The sequence below is a fragment of the Elioraea sp. Yellowstone genome (assembly GCF_006704265.1).
Taxonomy (GTDB): Bacteria; Pseudomonadota; Alphaproteobacteria; order Acetobacterales; family Acetobacteraceae; genus Elioraea.
The window spans coordinates 25,550-42,926 of sequence record NZ_VIKA01000013.1 but is presented as its reverse complement, the minus strand read 5'-3'; the positions used below and the strand labels follow the sequence as shown (position 1 = coordinate 42,926).

General features: G+C 73.5%; 17 protein-coding genes. 7 read left to right on the top strand and 10 right to left on the bottom strand.

Translation table 11 applies throughout. The annotated features are described in order from the left end of the window. From FK498_RS03910 to pqqE, 7 genes are all read left to right on the top strand, one after another. Window positions 1-1,055: thiamine pyrophosphate-binding protein (locus FK498_RS03910; protein WP_141851725.1), on the top strand; the 1,055-nt coding region annotated here is incomplete at its 5' end. After that, on the top strand, window positions 1,055-1,993 hold the full coding sequence (locus FK498_RS03905; RefSeq protein ID WP_237560823.1) for a 3-hydroxyacyl-CoA dehydrogenase family protein: 939 nt from the start codon (window positions 1,055-1,057) through the stop codon (window positions 1,991-1,993). The genes FK498_RS03910 and FK498_RS03905, both read left to right, overlap by 1 nt. Next, window positions 1,990-2,751 carry an SDR family NAD(P)-dependent oxidoreductase gene (locus tag FK498_RS03900; protein WP_141851722.1) on the top strand — a complete coding sequence of 254 codons (762 nt, stop codon included), beginning with the start codon at window positions 1,990-1,992 and terminating at the stop codon, window positions 2,749-2,751. The genes FK498_RS03905 and FK498_RS03900 overlap by 4 nt, the downstream gene beginning before the upstream one ends. A gap of 250 nt (window positions 2,752-3,001) precedes the next feature. After that, a complete protein-coding gene (pqqB, locus tag FK498_RS03895) occupies window positions 3,002-3,919 on the top strand; it encodes a pyrroloquinoline quinone biosynthesis protein PqqB (protein WP_141851720.1) in 918 nt (305 codons plus the stop codon). Further along, window positions 3,916-4,677, top strand: coding sequence for a pyrroloquinoline-quinone synthase PqqC (gene pqqC / locus FK498_RS03890; protein ID WP_237560822.1), 762 nt, complete (start codon window positions 3,916-3,918; stop codon window positions 4,675-4,677). Before pqqB ends, pqqC begins: the two co-directional genes overlap by 4 nt. Continuing rightward, window positions 4,674-4,952, top strand: a complete 279-nt coding sequence (gene pqqD / locus FK498_RS03885) for a pyrroloquinoline quinone biosynthesis peptide chaperone PqqD (protein WP_202614732.1) — start codon at window positions 4,674-4,676, stop codon at window positions 4,950-4,952. The genes pqqC and pqqD overlap by 4 nt, the downstream gene beginning before the upstream one ends. Further along, window positions 4,949-6,073: a pyrroloquinoline quinone biosynthesis protein PqqE gene (gene pqqE / locus FK498_RS03880; RefSeq protein WP_141851716.1), complete on the top strand. Its 1,125-nt coding sequence runs from the start codon at window positions 4,949-4,951 to the stop codon at window positions 6,071-6,073. The genes pqqD and pqqE overlap by 4 nt, the downstream gene beginning before the upstream one ends. Here pqqE and FK498_RS03875 read toward each other — a convergent pair. From FK498_RS03875 to FK498_RS03830, 10 genes are read right to left on the bottom strand one after another with little or no spacing between them, the layout of a single operon-like run. Next, the gene (locus tag FK498_RS03875) at window positions 6,057-7,448 is read right to left on the bottom strand and encodes an FAD-dependent oxidoreductase (protein WP_141851714.1); all 1,392 of its coding nucleotides are present in this window, start codon (window positions 7,446-7,448) and stop codon (window positions 6,057-6,059) included. The two genes, pqqE and FK498_RS03875, sit on opposite strands and share 17 nt — an antisense overlap. Next, a complete protein-coding gene (locus FK498_RS03870) occupies window positions 7,445-8,041 on the bottom strand; it encodes a cysteine hydrolase family protein (RefSeq protein WP_141851712.1) in 597 nt (198 codons plus the stop codon). The genes FK498_RS03875 and FK498_RS03870 overlap by 4 nt, the downstream gene beginning before the upstream one ends. Next, the gene (locus tag FK498_RS03865) at window positions 8,038-10,089 is read right to left on the bottom strand and encodes a hydantoinase/oxoprolinase family protein (protein WP_141851710.1); all 2,052 of its coding nucleotides are present in this window, start codon (window positions 10,087-10,089) and stop codon (window positions 8,038-8,040) included. The genes FK498_RS03870 and FK498_RS03865 overlap by 4 nt, the downstream gene beginning before the upstream one ends. Beyond that, on the bottom strand, window positions 10,086-11,822 hold the full coding sequence (locus FK498_RS03860) for a hydantoinase B/oxoprolinase family protein (protein WP_141851708.1): 1,737 nt from the start codon (window positions 11,820-11,822) through the stop codon (window positions 10,086-10,088). Before FK498_RS03860 ends, FK498_RS03865 begins: the two co-directional genes overlap by 4 nt. Then, entirely contained in the window at window positions 11,819-12,676 is an 858-nt protein-coding gene (locus FK498_RS03855; protein WP_141851706.1) for an oxaloacetate decarboxylase, read from the bottom strand. The genes FK498_RS03860 and FK498_RS03855 overlap by 4 nt, the downstream gene beginning before the upstream one ends. 2 nt (window positions 12,677-12,678) lie before the next feature. Next, window positions 12,679-14,064 carry an MmgE/PrpD family protein gene (locus FK498_RS03850; protein WP_141851704.1) on the bottom strand — a complete coding sequence of 462 codons (1,386 nt, stop codon included), beginning with the start codon at window positions 14,062-14,064 and terminating at the stop codon, window positions 12,679-12,681. 6 nt (window positions 14,065-14,070) lie between these two features. Beyond that, window positions 14,071-14,772, bottom strand: a complete 702-nt coding sequence (locus FK498_RS03845) for an ABC transporter ATP-binding protein (RefSeq protein ID WP_141851727.1) — start codon at window positions 14,770-14,772, stop codon at window positions 14,071-14,073. Window positions 14,773-14,776: 4 nt separating this feature from the next. Further along, on the bottom strand, window positions 14,777-15,529 hold the full coding sequence (locus FK498_RS03840; RefSeq protein ID WP_141851702.1) for an ABC transporter ATP-binding protein: 753 nt from the start codon (window positions 15,527-15,529) through the stop codon (window positions 14,777-14,779). After that, window positions 15,526-16,497 carry a branched-chain amino acid ABC transporter permease gene (locus tag FK498_RS03835; protein ID WP_141851700.1) on the bottom strand — a complete coding sequence of 324 codons (972 nt, stop codon included), beginning with the start codon at window positions 16,495-16,497 and terminating at the stop codon, window positions 15,526-15,528. The genes FK498_RS03840 and FK498_RS03835 overlap by 4 nt, the downstream gene beginning before the upstream one ends. Beyond that, window positions 16,494-17,366 carry a branched-chain amino acid ABC transporter permease gene (locus tag FK498_RS03830; RefSeq protein ID WP_141851698.1) on the bottom strand — a complete coding sequence of 291 codons (873 nt, stop codon included), beginning with the start codon at window positions 17,364-17,366 and terminating at the stop codon, window positions 16,494-16,496. The genes FK498_RS03835 and FK498_RS03830 overlap by 4 nt, the downstream gene beginning before the upstream one ends. Window positions 17,367-17,377: the final 11 nt, after the last annotated feature.

Sequence of the window (17,377 nt, the reverse complement as noted above, 5' to 3'; positions counted from 1 at the left end):
TCGCCATCGTCGCCGGCGCGGGCACGGTGCTGTCCGGCGCCGGCGAGGCGCTGCACCGCCTCGCGCGCCTCCTCGCCGCGCCGGTCGCGACCAGCCTCGGCGCGCGCGGGATCATCGACACGCGCGATCCGCTCTCGATCGGCACGGTCGGCGGCTATGGCGCGCCGCCGGCGAACGAGATCGTGCACGCGGCCGACTGCGTGCTGGTGGTCGGCAGCCATCTCGGCGACCAGCCGACGCTGGATTGGCGCGTGCCCGCGCCCGGCACGCGCATCGTGCAGATCGATGCCGATCCGGCCGAGATCGGCCGCAACTACCCCCACACCCTGCCGCTGCCGGCCGATCCGCGCACGGCCCTGGAAGCGCTCGCCGAGATGCTGGCCGCCACGCCCCGCGACGACGCCTTCGCGCGCCGGGCCGCCGACCGCATGGCCGCCTGGCGCGCGGCGATGGCGCCCCATTTCGCCTCCGACGCGGTGCCGATCCGGCCCGACCGGCTCTGCGCCGCGATCACCGAGGCCCTGCCGAAGGACGCGATCCTGGTCGCCGACACCGGCTACTCGGGGATCTGGACCGCGACCTGCGTCGAGCTCGCGCCTCCGCAGACCTATCTGCGCGCGGCCGGTTCGCTCGGCTGGTCGTTCCCGGCGGCGATCGGCGCGAAATGCGCCTGTCCCGACCGCCCGGTGCTGTGCTTCGCGGGCGACGGCGCGATCCACTACCACCTGGGCGAGCTCGAGACCGCGCGCCGGCTCGGCCTGCCGCTCGTGGTCGTGATCAACAACAACGGCGGTTTCGGCCAGGGCCTGCCGAACGTGCGCCGGCTCCAGGGCAACCGGCCCGGCAACTTCGCGGAGATCATCCGCTTCGGCCCGACCGATTTCGCGGCCGTCGCCCGAGCGTTCGGCGTGCGCGGCATCCGCGTCGAGGACCCTGCCGCGATCGCGCCGGCGCTGAAGGATGCGCTCGCCCATCCCGGCCCCGTGGTCGTCGATGTCGCGACCGACATCGAGGTCCGCGCGCCCGAACCCTGGATCCCGGAGGAGCACCGATGATGCGCGTCGCGGTTCTCGGCGCCGGCGTGATGGGCCATGCGCTCGCGCTGGTGCATGCGCTCGGCGGCTGCCGCGTGCGGCTGACCGACACGCACGCGCCGACGCTCGAGGTCGCGCCGGCGCTGATGGCGCAGGCGCTTGCCACGCTGCGCGAGGCCGGCGAGACCGACCGCGACGCGGCGTGGCTCGCCTCCGTCGTCACCACGCACACCTCGCTCGCCGAGACGGTTGCGGACGCCGAGCTGATCGTCGAGGCGATCACCGAGGACGCGGAGGCGAAGCGCGCGCTCTATGCCGCGCTCGACCCGCACGCGCCGCGCGACGCGATCCTCGCCTCCAACACCTCCTATCTCGATCCCTTCCCGCTGATGCCCGAGGGCCGCCAGCACCGCGCCGCGATCGCGCACTGGTACACGCCGCCCTATCTGGTCGATCTCGTCGACGTGGTCGGCGGGCCGCGCTGCGACGCGCAGGTGCCGATCCGGCTGCGCGACCTCTATGCGGGCATGGGCAAGCATCCGATCGTGCTGCGCAAATTCGTGCCCGGCTACATCGCCAACCGCATCCAGGCGGTCATCGCGATGGAGCTCTACACGCTGCTCGACGCAGGGGTGGCCGATGCGGCCGAGATCGACGCCGCGATCGTGCACGGGCTCAGCCTGCGCCTGCCGCTGCTCGGCCATTTCATGAAGGCCGATTTCACCGGCCTGCCTCTGGTGCAGAAGGCGCTCGCCGCCCGCATGGTGCCGCCGCCGCCGCCGATCACGCGCAGCGCGGCGCTCGACCGGCTGATCGCCGAAGGCGCCACCGGCGTGATGGCGGGCCGCGGCTTCTACGACTACGGCGGCGCCGAGCCCGCCCGCCTGTTCGGGGAGCGCGACCGGCGGCTGATCGCGCTCAAGCGCGCGCTCAAGGAGATCGGGAGCATGATCCGATGACGTCCGCCTTCGCGGGCAGGACCGCACTCGTCACGGGCGGCGCCTCGGGCATCGGCCTCGCCACCGTGGAGAGGCTCGCGCGCGCGGGCTGCGCCGTGATGCTGAACCACCTGCCGGACGACCCGGCCGGCCCGCGCGAGGCCGCGCGCCTGCGCGCCGAGGGATTGGGGGTCGAGACCGCGCCCGGCGACGTCTCGCTGCCGGGCGAGGCCGAGGCGATGGTCGCGCGCGCGATCGACCGGCTCGGCCGGCTCGACATCCTGGTCAACAACGCCGGCACGCCGAACACCCGCGCGCCGATCCCGCCCGCCGATCTCGACGCGATGACGGAGGCGTTCTGGGCGAGGATCCTGCACACCAACCTCCTCGGCCCGTTCCGCTGCACCCGCGCCGCCGCCGCCGCGCTGCGCGCGGCCAAGGGGGCGGTCGTCAACACCGCCTCGATCGCGGGCCTCGGCCATCTCGGCTCCTCGCTCGCCTACGGCGCCTCCAAGGCCGCGCTGATCGATCTCACGCGCAATCTCGCCCGCGCGCTCGCCCCGGACTGCCGCGTCAACGCGGTCGCCCCCGGCTCGGTCGCGACGCCCTGGCAGGCCGAATGGCCGGAGGAGCGCAAGCGGGCCGCCGCCGAGCGGGCGCTGCTCAAGCGCCAGTGCACGGCCGAGGACATCGCCGAGGCGATCGTCTTCCTCGCCACCACCCCCGCCCCGATCACCGGCCAGACCCTGGTGGTGGATGCCGGGCTGACGCTGGGGTGATCGTTCCGGCCATTGCCACCGGCGCGCCCCGGCGCTCATATACAGGGGGCGGGCGCAACCGCCCGGCGGGCTCTCGGCCCGCGGCACAACCGGAAACGGGAGGGTGCGAATGACCTGGGAAACCCCGGCGTTCGTCGAGATCAAGATGGACGCCGAGATCTCGAGCTATCAGGGCGAGTTCGGCGAGGACGACCGCGCCGAGTGATCCCGACGGCCGCCGCGGCCTCGTCTGCGGCGGCCGCCTGCGCCGATGCTGATCCGCATCCTGGGCGCCGCTGCGGGCGGCGGCTTCCCGCAATGGAACTGCGGTTGCCCGAACTGCGACGGGCTGCGCCGCGGCACGATCCGCGCCAGGCCGCGCAGCCAGGTGACGATCGCGCTCTCGGGCGATGCCGACCGCTGGGTGCTGGTGAACTGCGGCCCCGAGATCCGCGCCCAGATCGAGGCCTTCCCCGCGCTCTGGCCGCGCGCGCCGCGCCACTCGCCGATCGCGGCGATCGTGCTCACCTGCGGCGACCTCGACCACACCCTCGGCCTGCTCTCGCTCCGCGAGAACCACCCGCTCACGGTGCTGGCGACCGAGACGGTGCGGCACGGCTTCGTCGAGGGCAACGCGCTCTACCGCACGCTCGAACGCTTCCCCGGCCAGGTGACGTGGCGGACGCTTGTTGCCGGCCTTGAGGTGCCGCTCGATCATCCCGACCCCGCGCGCGCCGCGCTGTTCGCCACCCCGGTGCCGGTGCCGGGCAAGCCGCCGGTGCACCTGGAAGGCCGTGCGCCCGCGCGCGAGGACCAGGCGGTCGGGCTGATCGTGCGCGACCTTCAGGGGCGCCGTCTCGCCGCCTTTCCCGGCGCCGGCGGCATCACCCCCGCGATGCGCGCGGCGATCGACGGCGCGGATGCGCTGCTGTTCGACGGCACGTTCTGGTCCGAGGACGAACTCGCCAAGCCCGGGTTGATGGACAGGCGCGCGGCCGAGATGGCGCATCTGCCGATCGGCGGGAAGGCGGGCTCGCTCGCCCGGCTTGCGGATCTCGCCGTCGCGCGCAAGCTGTTCGTGCACATCAACAACACCAACCCGATCCTGCGCGAGGACAGCGCCGAGCGGGCCAGGGTGGAGGCGGCCGGCTGGACGGTCGCCGAGGACGGGATGGAGATCGCGCTGTGAACGACATCACGATCGCCGAGGCGGCGCGCCCGCCCCTGCCGAAGGACGCCTTCATCGCCTGGCTGCGCCGCGAGGGCGCGCGCCGCTACCACGACCATCATCCCGTGCACGTCCTGATGCACGAGGGGAAGCTGACGAAGGCGCAGCTCCAGGCCTGGGTGCTGAACCGCTACTACTACCAGACGCGCATCCCGGTGAAGGACGCGATCATCGTCAGCCGCAGCGACGATCCGGCCTTCGCGCGCCAGTGGGTCCGCCGCATCCACGACCATATCGGCGAGGCGGACGGCGAGGGCGGATTGGCGCTGTGGCTCCGCCTCGCCGAGGGCGTCGGGCTCGATCGCGACCGCGTCGCCTCCTGCGTCGATGTCCTTCCCGGCGTGCGCTTCGCCTGCGACGCCTATGTCCAGCTCGTGCGCGAGCGGACGCTGGTCGAGGCGGTCGCCTCCTCGCTCACCGAGTTCTTCGCCCCCGACCTGATGAGCCGGCGCATCGCCGCCTGGGAGAAGCACTACCCCTGGGTCAGCCCCGACATGCTCGCCTATTTCCGCTCGCGCGTGCCGCGCGCCCGCCGCGACAGCGAGGAGGCGATCGCGTACGTCGTCGCCCATGCCGACACCTATGCGATGCAGAGGAGATGCGTCGAGGCGCTGATCACCAAGACGCAGATCCTCTGGCACCTGCTCGACTGCGTCTGGCTCGCCCACTTCGCCGAGCCGCGCATGGCCCCGCCGGCCTTCGCCGAGGACGTCTCGTGATCGCGCCCGAAAGCGTCGTCGCGCTCGCGCCCAAGGTGCGGCTGCGCGAGGACCGCATCACCGGCAGGACGGTCCTGCTCGCGCCCGAACGCGGCCTCGAACTGAACGCCTCGGCCGTCGCCGTGCTGAAGGCGCTCGATGGCACGCGCTCGGTGCGCGAGGTCGCGGCCGCCCTCGCCGCCACGCACGCCGCACCCGCGGAGCGGATCGAGGCCGAGACGATCGCGCTGCTTTCCGCGCTCGCCGAACGCGCGCTCGTCCGGATCGTGCCGTGACCGCGCCGCGCCCCTACACGCTCGTCGCCGAGCTCACCTATCGCTGCGCGCTCCGCTGCGGCTACTGTTCCAACCCGCTCGACTGGACGGAGCGCCACGACGCGCTCGCGACCGCGGACTGGATCCGCGTGCTCTCCGAGGCCGAAGCCCTCGGCGTGATGCAGGTCACGCTCACCGGCGGCGAGCCGCTGCTGCGCGACGACCTGGACGCGATCGTCGCGCACGGACGGCGCCTCGAGCTCTACCAGACGCTGATCACCTCCGGCGTGCCGCTGACGCGCGCCCGCCTCGCCGGCTTGCGCGACGCCGGGCTCGATGCCGTGCAGCTCTCCATCCAGGACGCCGACGAGACACGCTCCGACCGGATCGCCGGCACGCGCAGCTTCGCGCACAAGCGCGCGGTCGCGGCCTGGGTGCGCGAGCTCGGCCTGCCGCTGACGCTGAACGTCGTGCTGCACCGCGCCAACCTCGACCACGTGCCCGAGATCGTCGCGCTGGCCGAGGAGTGGGGCGCGGAACGTCTGGAACTCGCCAACACCCAGTATCTCGGCTGGGCGCTTGCCAATCGCGACTCGCTCCTGCCGACGCGCGCACAGATCGACCGCGCCCGCGCCGAGGCCGCCGCGGCGCGCACGCGGCTGAAAGGCCGCATGGAGGTGCTGTTCGTGCTGCCCGACTACTTCACGGGTCGCCCCAAGGCCTGCATGGACGGCTGGGCGCGCCGCTTCATCGTCGTCGGCCCCGACGGCACCGCCCTGCCGTGTCACGCCGCGCACACATTGCCGCTCGAATGGTGGAACGTGCGCGAGCACGCCCTCAACGCGATCTGGCGCGACAACCCCGGCTTCAACGCCTATCGCGGCGAAGACTGGATGCCGGAGCCGTGCCGGAGCTGCGACCGGCGTGCGCTCGACTTCGGCGGGTGCCGGTGCCAGGCGTTTGCGCTGACGGGCGATGCCGCGCGCACCGACCCCGCCTGCGCGCTCGCGCCGGATCACGCGCTCGTCTCCAACGCCAGACCTGGCGAGCCGGACACACAGTACAGGCGAGGGGCTCCGCCCCCCGCACCCCCCGCCAGGGGCCGCAAGGCCCCTGGACCCCGGGTCACGACGCCCGGCTGAGACGCGCCGACTCGCTGCCCGCGATCGCGCCGAGCGCGACCGCCGTCAGCAGGCCGTTGCCGGAGAGATATCCCGCGGCGCGCGAGCCCGAGAGCCCGGCCGCCGCGCCGCCGGCGGCGAACAGGTTCGGGAACACCCCGCCCGCGGCGCGCCGCACCCGCGCATCGTCGCGGATCGCCAACCCACCCTGCGTGTGGAACAGCGCGCCCGTGACGCGCACCGCGCAATAGGGCGGCGCGAGCGGCGCCACCCCCGTCCAGTCGCGCCCGAACCGGTCCGGCGCGCCACGCTCCGCGAGCGAAGCCGCGAGCGCGGATGGCGGCACCTTCATCGCCGCGGCCAAGGCCTCCAGGCTGTCTGCCCGCAGCACCGCCCCGGCCGCCTCGGCGGCGCGGAAATCCTCGAACTGCCGCGCGATCGCGGCGATCCGTGCGTCGAACACGTCCCAGGCGATGCCGCCGGGCTGCGCCAGCACGCGCGCCGCCTGCTCGGAATATCCTTCCGTCTCGTCGCTGAACCGTTCGCCCAGCGCATTCACCTGCACGCCGCCCTGCATGATCACCGCCCAGGTGATCAGGATGCCGTGCGGATGCGCGACCGAGCCGTGGCCCTGATGCCCGGAGAGGTGGCGAAGCTCGGCCCCCAGCGCCTCGCCCCACAGCACCGCCTCGCCGCGGTTGCCGTCATGGCCGAACCACACCGCCTCGGCGAGCTCCGGGATGTGCCGGCGCACCAGCGCGCGGTTGCCGCCATAGCCGTTGCAGGCCAGCACCAGGGCGCGACAGCCGATCCGCTCCCCGCTGCCGTCCGGCCGCGCGATGCCGATCCCGCGCACCGTGCCGTCGCCAGCGACGAACAGCGTGCGCGCCGCCGCCTCGGTCGCGACCGCGATGCCCGCCCGCTCCACCGCGCTCCGCAGCCGGTCGATCAGCTCCGCCCCCGACCGGCTCGCGAGCCCGTGCATCCGATGCGCCGAATGCCCCGGGTAGAGGAAATCCGTCACCACCGAGAAGGCGAGCCCGTGCGAATCCGCGAGCCACTCGAGCGTGCCCGCGATCGTCCGCGTGACGGCCGCGAGCACCGCCTCGTCCGCCTCCCCCTTCGCCTTGCGCTGGATGTCGGCCGCGAACCGCGCCGCGTCGTCCGCGATCCCCGCCGCGCGCTGCCAGCGCGTGCCCGCGGCCGGGATCAGCCCCGCCGAGAGCGCGGTGGAGCCGCGCGGCACCGCGTCGCGCTCCACCACCACCGGCTCCGCGCCCGCTTCCGCCGCGGCCAGCGCCGCCACCATCCCCGCCGCGCCGCCGCCGACGATCACCACCTCGGCCTCGGCGCCGAACGCGATGCCTTCCGCGGGCGCGACGGTCGGCTCCGTCATCCGAGCGCGTCCAGCGTCTCGGCGACGGTCGCGAGGCGCGCGACCGGCCGCAGCGCCTCGAGCGCGACCTCGTGCGTGCGCGCATCGAAGGCCGCACAGCCATCCGCCAGCACCGTGCAGGGGATGTCGCGCACTGCCGCGTCGCGCACGGTCGAGGCCACGCCGCCGTTCGTCACGATCCCGGCCACCAGCAGCCGTTCGATCCCGGCCTTGCGCAGCACCCATTCGAGCCGGCTCATGTAGAAGGCGCTGTAGGCGACCTTCTCCACCGTCAGGTCCGCCGGCGCGAGCTCGTCGACCAGCGCCTGGCCCCAGGAGCCGGGCGCGAAGTCGCCCGCGCGCAGGAAGGGCCGCAGCGCCTTCAGGTGCGGCGAGATGAACGGCTCGCCCCCCCTGCCCGGCACCAGCGTGAACAGCGTCGCCACCACCCAGCCGCCGCGCGCGCGCAGCCGCGCGGCGAGCGGCGCGAGCCGCGCCGGCAATGCGGCGATCTCGGGTGCGGTCTGGCCGCCGCGCGCATAGGCGCCCTTGGGGTGGAGGAAGTCGTTCTGCAGGTCGCAGAGCAGGAGCGCCGTGGTCGTGGGGTCGGTCATGCGCGCGTGATCACCAGGTTGCCGAGCCGGTCGACCCGCGCCATCAGGCCCGGATCGACGACGATCGTCGCATCCGGCTGTTCGAGGATGGCGGGACCCAGGATCTCGGCGGCGACCGGCAGGTCAAGCCGGGACCACACGGCCGTCTCGTGCGCCGTGCCGTCGAACCACACCGGGCGCGTGCCGCGTTCGGCCGCCGCGCGTGAGGCGCCGGGCGGCGGGGCGAGCGAGGCGAGGTCGAGCGGGGGGCGGCGACCGATCGCGATCGTGCGGAGATTGGCGATGCGGATCGGAATCTCCGGCAGCAGGCGCGAGAAGGCCGCGCTGTAGGCCGCCTCGAAGGCGCTGCGGATCGCCTCGGCATGCACGCCGACCGTCCCCCCGCTCGTGAGCCGGAACGGCAGGGGCACCGCGACGGTGTGCGTCTGCCCGAGATAGTGCATGTCCGCCTCGAACCGCACCTCCACGCCCTCGATCGGCAGCCCGGCGCGCTCGATCACGCCGCGCGCCTCCGCGCCGGCGGCGGCGAGCCGCGCGTCCAGCGCCGCCGCATCCAGCCCGTCGAGCATCAGGTTCACGGTCTGCACCTGGTCGTGGCGCAGATCGGCGAGCACGCAGCCCAGCGCGGACGTGACGCCGGGGAAGCGCGGCACGAGCGTCGCCTTCAGCCCGACCTCGCGCATCAGCGCCCCCGCGTGCAGCGCGCCGCCGCCGCCGAACGGCATCAGCGCGAAGCGCGCGGGATCGTGCCCGCGCTCGATGGAGAGCAGCCGGATCGCGCCCGCCATCCTGGCGTTCGCCACGCGCACGATCGCCTCCGCCGCCGCGAGCGCATCGAGCCCGAGCGGGGCGCCGATATGGCGCGCGATCGCCTCCCGCGCCGCGTCCACGTCGAGCCGCGCGAGCGCGCCGCCGATCGGACGGTCGGCGTTGATGCGGCCGAGTACCAGGTTGGCATCCGTCAGCGTCGGCCGGTCGTTGCCGCCGCCATAGCAGACCGGCCCGGGCACCGAGCCGGCACTCTCCGGCCCCACCTGCAGCAGGCCCCCGGCATCGACGCGCGCGATCGAGCCGCCGCCGGCGCCGATCGTGGTGATCTCGACCATCGGCGTGCGGATGACGAGGCCGAAATCGATCGACGCCTGCGCGGCGAAGGCAGGCTGGCCGTCCGCGATCAGCGAGACGTCGAAGCTCGTGCCGCCGAGATCGCCGGTGATCACGTCGGGGAAGCCTGCCGCGCGCGCGATCGCCGCCGCGGCGATCACCCCGGCGGCAGGGCCGGAGAGCGCGGTGCGCACCGGCAGGCGGCGCGCCATCGCCGTGCTCATCACCCCGCCGTTCGACTGCACGATGTGGAACGCGCCGCGGAAGCGGCGCTGATCCAGCGCCGCTTCGAGCCGGCCGAGATAGGCGCCGACCACCGGCTGGAGATAGGCGTTCAGCGCCGTCGTGCTGGTGCGCTCGAACTCGCGGATCTCCGGCAGGATGTCGGAGGAGCAGCAGAGATGCCCCTCCGGCCAGAGCGCGCGCAGCGCCGCCATCGCGGCACGTTCGTTCGCCGGGTTGGCGTAGGCGTTGATGAAGGCGACGGCGATCGCCTCGACGCCGCGCGCGCGCAGGGCCCGCCCGGCCTCCGCGACCTGCGCCGGATCGACCGGCAGCAGGACCGTGCCGTCGGCGCGCGTGCGCTCGTCCACCTCGACCCTGAGATCGCGGTCCACCACCGGCACGAAGTCGCCCCAGAGGCCCCAGGTGTGGGGCCGGTCACGCCGGCGCATCTCCAGCACGTCGCGGAAGCCGCGCGTGGCGATCAGGCCGATGCGGGCACCTTTCCGTTCCAGCAGCGCATTGGTGCCGACCGTCGTGCCGTGCACCACCGCGGCGAGGCCGCCGACACCGCCCACCGTGTCCAGGCCGTCGAGGAAGCCGGCCGCCTCGTCGCCGCGCCGCGACGGCACCTTGCCGGTGCGGAACGTCCCCGTCGCCGGATCGAGCGCGAAGAGGTCGGTGAAGGTGCCGCCGACATCCACCCCGACGATCGCGCTCATGCCGCGCCGCCCTCGCGCAGCGCCGCGGTCGCGGCGGCATCGACGGTGCCGTCGGCGCTCACCACCACCGCATAGTCGCGGCGCGCCGCCTCGACCGAGACGTAGCCGAGCCGCACGTCGCGTGCGACGCGCGCAGGATCGCGCGCGCGCGCCTCGCCCCAGCCGCCGCCGCCCGGCGTCTCCAGCCGCACCCGTGCGCCGGGTGCGAGGCGCACGCCGAAGACTTTCGAGACCATCGGCGGCGATTCCCAGCCAGACTCCGTCTCGTAGCCGAACCGGTTGGGTGCCGCGTTGCCGCCGCCGTTCACGCCGAAGGGCGGGAAGCGCCCGCGCTCGCCGAGCAGGAACGCCTCCGCGCCGCGCGGATCATCGACCGCGATCTCGTAGATCGCGCCCAGGCCGCCGCGATGCAGGCCCGGCCCCCCGCTGTCCGGCCGCAGCGCCCATTGCGTGAACCGGACAGGGTATGCGGCCTCCAGGATCTCCAGCGGCGGGATGGTCGCGGTGCTGATGGGGTTGTTGCCGTGGTTCAGCCCGTCGGACTCCGGGTTGCCACCCAGGCCGCCGCCGAAGAAGCAGAACATCACCCAGCGCGTCGCCGCCTCGCGCCAGCCGCTGATCGAGAGCGCGTTGATGGTGGCGAAGGGCCCGGCGGTGGCGCGGGCGGGCGCGGCCTGGGCGAAGGCGCGGAACACCGTGTCGATCACGCGCAGGATCGTCTCGGTGTAGCCCGCCACCGGCTTCGGTGCGTTCGCCGCCAGCAGCGATCCCTCCGGCACGACGAAACGGATCGGCGCGAGGCAGCCGCCATTCGCCGGCACCTCCGGGAACAGGTGCTTCAGCGCGACATAGCAGCAGGCGATCGTGGTCGCGCGGCTGATGTTGAGCGGCCCCGCGCAGGCGGGGGCCGAGCCGGTGAAGTCGAGCGTCATGGCATCGCCCGCGATCGTCATGGCGAGGCGGATCGGCAGCGGCGCATCGGCGATGCCGTCGTTGTCGAGGAAATCCTCCGCCGCGTAGGTGCCGTCGGGCAGGCGGGCGATCTCGCTCCGCATCAGCGCCTCGGCGCGGGCCGAGAGCGCGGCGAGCGCCTCGGCGACCACCTCCTCGCCCGCCTCGTCGAGCAGCGCGTGAAGCCGCCGCTCGCCGAGATCGAGCGCGTTGATCTGTCCGTTCAGGTCGCCCCAGTTGGAGAGCGGCACGCGCGTGTTCGCCTGCAGGATCGCGACGATCGCCGGATCGACCATGCCTTCGCGCATCAGCCGCACGGGCGGGATGCGCACGCCCTCCTGGTGCGCGTCCGTCGCGCGGGGGTTGTAGCCGCCCGGCACGTTGCCGCCGATGTCCAGCCAGTGCCCGACCGAGGCGATCCAGCAGAAGAGCCGCCCCTGCCGGAACACCGGTCGCACCAGGCGGAAGTCGTTCAGATGGGTCCCCCCGTCATAGGGGTCGTTGAAGATCCAGGTCTCGCCGGGCCGCGCCCCGCCCTCCTGCGCCGCCGCGGCGATCACCGCGCGCACGGCGAAGGCGGTCGCGCCGACGAAGATCGGCAGGCCGGCATGGCCCTGCACCAGCGTCTCGCCGGTCTCGGCGTGGTAGAGGCCGTGGCTGAGGTCGCGCGCCTCGGCGATGATCGGGTTGAAGGCCGAGCGCGCCAGCGTCGCGTCCATCTCGTCGGCGATCTGCTCGAGCCTGCCCTTCAGCACCGCGAGCGTGACGGGATCAAGGCTCATGCATCGTACCTCTTCCCGAGCGCCAGCATCGCGGGCGTGCCGATCAGGTCGTTCAGTCCGGCGAGGTCGAGCATGCGGTCGCGGAACGGTTCGGTGGTGCCCGTCGCGGCGAGCGACGCGTAGAACTCGCGCGCGGTGCGGGCGAGCGCACGCACGATGCCACCCGGGAAGATGACGATGCGGAAGCCGATCGCCTCCAGCTCCGGCGCGGACAGCACCGGCGTCTTGCCGCCCTCGACCATGTTGGCGAGCAGGGGACGCAGCGTGCCGAGCGCGGCCGTGACGCGGGCGAGATCCGCGCGCGTGCGCGGCGCCTCGACGAACAGCGCATCGGCCCCGGCCTCGGCATAGGCGCGCGCGCGGTCGAGCGCGGCGTCGAGACCCTCGATCGCCGCGGCATCGGTGCGCGCGAGGATCAGCGTGGCGGCGTTCTGCCGCGCATCCGCCGCGGCGCGGATCTTGCCGACCATCTCGGCCGCCGGGATCACGGCCTTGCCGTCGAGATGGCCGCAGCGCTTCGGGAACGTCTGGTCCTCGAGCTGGATCATCGCCGCGCCGGCGCGCTCGAGGGCCCGCACCGTGCGTTGCACGTTCAGCGCGTTGCCGTAGCCGGTGTCGGCATCGACGATCAGCGGAACGTCCACGCGGTCGGCGATGCGCGCGACGTGATCGGCGACCTCGGTCATCGCGACGAGGCCGAGATCGGGCCGGCCGAGCCGCGTGTAGGCGATCGCCGCCCCCGAGACGTAGAGCGCCTCGAACCCCGCCGCGGCGGCGATCGCGGCGGTCAGCGCGTCGCACACGCCGGGGGCGAGCACGATGCGCGGTTCGGCGAGTCGCTGCCTCAGGTCCATGCTCATCCTGCCAGCAGGGCGGTGAGCGCGCGCACATCCCCGGCCGTGTCGATGGTCTCGACCGCCGCTCGGATCGCCGCCGTGCGCTGCGCGCCCCAGACCGGCGCGGCGAGGGTGTCGAACTTGGCGAGGATCTCCTCCGGCGGATAGGGCGCCTCGGCGTCGCCGCGATTGGTCGTCACCGTGCGCTGCACGCGCCGGCCGTCGCGGAGCGCGAGCGTGACGCGCGCCGGCCGCAGCGCGGGCAGGGCGGCGGTGAAGGCCGGGTCCTCGCGCACCGTGACGCGCGCCGCGAGCGCCCGTGTCGCCGCGTCCTGGCGCGCCGGGTCGCGGAACGACGCCACGCCCGTCTCGCCGCTGACGATCATGGTCGCGAGCGCGAAGGGGAGCGAGAACTTCGCGGCCAGCATGTTGCGCGGGGCGGGATCGTCGAGCTGCGCCGCCCAGACATAGGTGTCCACCTCCAGGGCGGCGACCTCGTCGGGCGCGACGGGGCCGGTCTCGGCCAGGATCGCGCCCAGCGCATCGAGCGCGCCGTGGGTGTAGCGGCAGGCGGCGTGGCGCTTGAAGTAGTTGCGCGCGATCTCCCAGCGCGATCCCAGCTCGCGCGTCATCTCCTCGGGGCGGAAGTCGTCGGCCGCGACGGTGCCGAAGACGGTCGCGACCCCGTCGGGTTCGCCGACGAAGCCCGCGCCGACCAGCTCCACCGCCGTGAGCCCGAGCTGGCTCGACACCCCGGCATAGGCGTTCCGCACCGTCCCGCCCTGGAGCATGGTGCGCCGGCTGGTCGCGAGGCCGAGCGTGGAGGCGACGTTGATCGTCTCGCGCATGGTCGCGGCGTCCGCGCCCGCAAGCGACGCGGCCGCGACCGCCGCGCCGACCGTGCCCCAGGTGCCGTGCGGGTGCATGGTGACGCGCAGCCGCGAGGCGATGCCGATGCGCGCGGCGATCTCGTAGCCGAGCACGAGCGCGCGGATCAGCGCCGCCCCCGAGGCGCCGCCCCGGTCGGCTTCAGCGAGTGCGGCCGGCACGACATGGATCGCCGGATGGCCGCGGCAGTACTGGTTGCCCTCGTCGAGCTCGAGCATCGTACCGGCGGTGCCGTTCAGGAACGCGGCGACCGGCAGCGGCAGGCGGGTGCGGCCGCCGATCACCGCCGTGGCGATGCCGCCCGTGCCGTGCAGCGCCGCCATGCGCGCGGTCAGCGCGACCATCTCCGGCTCCTGCGCGCCGGCGGCGATCGCGCCCAGCGTGTCGAGCAGCACGAGGCGCGCGCGCGCGACCACCTCCGCGGGGATGTCCTCGACGCGGAGCCCGGCGGCGAAGCGCGACCATGCGACGAGCCAGGCGTCGTCCACCGTGAGCTGGCTGGCGCGGATCACGTCCATCGTCGTTCAGAGCCCGAGATAGGCCCTCTCCAGGTCGGGGTTGCGTGCGAGTTCGGCGGCGGGTCCCTGCATCACCACCGCGCCGTTCTCCAGCACATAGGCGCGCGCGGCAAGGGCGAGCGACTGCACGACGTTCTGCTCCACCAGCATCACCGCGAGCCCCTGGGCGGCGATGCGCGCGATCAGGGCGAACAGCTCCTCGACCAGGAGCGGCGAGAGGCCGAGCGAGGGCTCGTCCAGGATCAGCAGGCGCGGCTCGGCCATCAGCCCGCGCCCGATCGCGAGCATCTGCTGCTCGCCGCCCGAGAGCGTGCCGGCGAGCTGGCCCGCGCGTTCGCGCAGGCGCGGGAAGGTCGCGAAGGCGCGCTCGAGATTCGCGGTGCGGTTCTCCCGCGCGCGCGCATAGGCGCCGAGCTCGAGGTTCTCGCGCACGGTCAGGTTGGGGAAGATGCGCCGTCCCTCCGGCACGTGGATCAGGCCCGCGCGCACGATCGCCGGCGGTGCGGCACGCTCGATGCGCGCTCCCTCGAAGGTGATCGTGCCCGAACTCGCGCGCACGAGGCCCGAGATCGTCCTGTTCAGCGTGGTCTTGCCCACGCCGTTCGCGCCCAGAACCGCGACCACCTCGCCCGGCGCGACCTCGAGCGACACGCCGCGCAGCACCGGCACGCCGCCATAGCCGGCGACCACGTCCTCGACGCGGAGCAGCGGCTCAGCCATGGCCCTGCGCGCGCCGCATGCGCTCGGCCGCGCCATGGCCGAGATAGGCCTCCACCACCTTCGGGTCGCGCGCGATCTCGGCGGGCGTGTCCTCGGCGATCAGGCGCCCCTGTGCCAGCACGTGCACGCGGTCGCAGAGATTCATCACCGCCTGCATCACGTGCTCGACGATCAGGATCGTGACGCCGTCGTCGCGGATGCGCCGGATCACCGGGATCATGTCGCGGATCTCGGAGGGGTTGAGCCCGGCGAGCACCTCGTCGAGCAGCAGCAGCGTGGGCGCGGTCGCGAGGGCGCGGGCGAGTTCGAGCCGCTTGCGCCCGGCGACCGTGAGCGCGCCGGCCGGCAGGTCGCGGAGCCTCGCCAGCCCCACGCGTTCCGCCACCGCATCGGCGGCGGCGAGGGCGGCCTCGCGCCCCGGATGGCGCAGATAGGCGCCGACCGCGATGTTCTCGCGCACGGAGAGCCCGGCGAAGGGCTGCACGATCTGGAAGGTGCGGGCGATGCCCCGCTCCGCGCGCCGATGCACGGGCATCGCCGTGATGTCCTCGCCCCGGTAGCGCACGCGCCCGGCGGTCGGCGCGAGGAAGCCCGAGATCACCGCGAACAGCGTGGTCTTGCCCGCGCCGTTCGGCCCGATCAGCCCGGTGATCGTTCCCTCGGCCACCGCCAGGGTGACGCCATCCACCGCGGTCAGCCCGCCGAAGCGCATCGTGACGCCCTCGACCGCGAGGAGCGCGCTCATGCCGGGAGCATCCTCAACCGCGCAACCAGGCCGAGGATGCCGCGCGGCGCGAAGCCCACGGTGGCGATCAGCAGGATGCCGAACAGCACGAGATCGATCCCCGGCACGCTGCCGCCGGTGAGCGCGCCGATCCAGACCTTGGTGAGCTCGCCCAGCCCGTGCAGCACGAGCGCGCCGATCAGCGGACCGAACACCGTGCCCAGGCCGCCGATGATGGGCGCGAGCAGCGCCTCGACCGAGATCCAGGGGCCGTAGGCGATGGCGGCGTCGAGATAGAGGAAGTTCTGCGCGTAGAGGCAGCCGGCGACGGCCGTGATCGCGGCCGAGAGCGTGATCGCGACGATCTTCACCCGCAGCACATCGACGCCGAGCGCGCGCGCCGCATCCTCGTTCTCGCGCACCGCGACGAGCCGCGCGCCGAAGCGGCCGCGCTCGAGCGCGCGCACCAGCACCATCGCCGCGCCGAGGAAGACCAGCGTGACCCAGTAGAAATGCGCCCGGTCGGCGAACTGGAAGTTCAGCGGATCGACGTTCAGGCGGATCAGCGTGCCGGCGGCGCCGCCGGTGATCGGCAGCACGTTGGCGACGATGCGCAGCACCTCGGCGAAGGCGAGCGTGACGAGCGCGAAGTAGGAGCCGCGCAGCCGCGCGCGGAAGGCGAGCGTGCCGATCACCGCGCCCGCCAGGGCGCCGAGCGCGACCGCGACGGGCAGCGCGAGCCAGGGGTTCAGCCCCGCGCGTGCCTGCAGGATCGCGATCGCGTAGGCGCCGGTGCCGAAGAAGCTCGCATGGCCGAAGCTGAACTGGCCGCCATAGCCGCCGAGCAGGTTCCAGCCTTGCGCCGCGAGCGCGACGATCAGGGTGAAGATCAGGAAGTTCCGCACCGTGCCCGTGGTGAACAGCACCGGCAGCAGCGCGAGCAGGGCGAGCGCGAGCAGGATCGCGCGATAGGGGCGGAGCGCGCTCATGCCTTCGCCCCGAACAGCCCGGTCGGGCGGAACAGCAGCACCAGGATGAAGATCAGGAAGATGCCGATCTGGCCCAGGCTCTCGCCCATGAACAGGCCGGAGAGGCTCTCCACCACGCCGATGAAGAGCCCGCCCAACAGCGCGCCCGGGATCGAGCCCATGCCGCCGAGCACGACGATGGTGAAGGCGACGAGCACGAAGGCGTTGCCGATGCGCGGATTGACCAGGAAGGTCGGCATCAGCAGCGAGGCCGCGACCGCGAGGCAGGCGGCACCGAGGCCGAAGGTGACGGCATAGATGTGGCCCACGTCGATGCCGACCAGCGCCGCCCCCATCTTCTCCTTCGCCACCGCCCGGATCGCCTGGCCGGTGGTGCTGCGCGCGAGGAACAGCCACAGCAGCAGTGCCACCAGCAGCACGACGAAGACCGCGATCACGCGCGGCAGCGACAGGAACAGCGGCCCGACCTCGATCACCGCGAAGCCGTAGGGCACGTCGATCGAGCGCGTGTCGGAACGGAAGACCACGAGCAGCGCGTTCTCGATGATGATCGCAAGGCCGAGCGTCACGAGCAGGATGTTGCCGTCGTCGCCGTGGCTGGCCGGGCCGATCACTAGGCGCTGCACCGCGTAGCCGAGGGCGAAGAAGCCGGGCACGGTGACGGCCATCGCGAGATAGGGATCGAGCCCGAAGGCGGCGTGCAGCACGTAGACCGCGAACATCGCCGCCGTCAGCGTCGCGCCGTGGGCGAAGTTGATGATGTGCAGCACGCCGTAGACGAGCGTCAGCCCGACCGCGATCAGCGCGTAGACCGCGCCGGTCATCAGCCCGTTCAGGACGGCGGTGAGCAGGATCTCGGGCGAGTACATCACGCGCCGCG

Excerpts from the sequence above, each read along its gene's own strand:
- FK498_RS03905 (WP_237560823.1), top strand. The coding sequence starts at position 1,055 with ATGCGCGTCGCGGTTCTCGGCGCCGGCGTGATGGGCCATGCGCTCGCG.
- FK498_RS03900 (WP_141851722.1), top strand. The coding sequence starts at position 1,990 with ATGACGTCCGCCTTCGCGGGCAGGACCGCACTCGTCACGGGCGGCGCC.
- pqqB (WP_141851720.1), top strand. The coding sequence starts at position 3,002 with ATGCTGATCCGCATCCTGGGCGCCGCTGCGGGCGGCGGCTTCCCGCAA.
- FK498_RS03875 (WP_141851714.1), bottom strand. The coding sequence starts at position 7,448 with ATGACGGAGCCGACCGTCGCGCCCGCGGAAGGCATCGCGTTCGGCGCC.
- FK498_RS03870 (WP_141851712.1), bottom strand. The coding sequence starts at position 8,041 with ATGACCGACCCCACGACCACGGCGCTCCTGCTCTGCGACCTGCAGAAC.
- FK498_RS03865 (WP_141851710.1), bottom strand. The coding sequence starts at position 10,089 with ATGAGCGCGATCGTCGGGGTGGATGTCGGCGGCACCTTCACCGACCTC.
- FK498_RS03860 (WP_141851708.1), bottom strand. The coding sequence starts at position 11,822 with ATGAGCCTTGATCCCGTCACGCTCGCGGTGCTGAAGGGCAGGCTCGAG.
- FK498_RS03855 (WP_141851706.1), bottom strand. The coding sequence starts at position 12,676 with ATGGACCTGAGGCAGCGACTCGCCGAACCGCGCATCGTGCTCGCCCCC.
- FK498_RS03850 (WP_141851704.1), bottom strand. The coding sequence starts at position 14,064 with ATGGACGTGATCCGCGCCAGCCAGCTCACGGTGGACGACGCCTGGCTC.
- FK498_RS03840 (WP_141851702.1), bottom strand. The coding sequence starts at position 15,529 with ATGAGCGCGCTCCTCGCGGTCGAGGGCGTCACGATGCGCTTCGGCGGG.
- FK498_RS03835 (WP_141851700.1), bottom strand. The coding sequence starts at position 16,497 with ATGAGCGCGCTCCGCCCCTATCGCGCGATCCTGCTCGCGCTCGCCCTG.
- FK498_RS03830 (WP_141851698.1), bottom strand. The coding sequence starts at position 17,366 with ATGTACTCGCCCGAGATCCTGCTCACCGCCGTCCTGAACGGGCTGATG.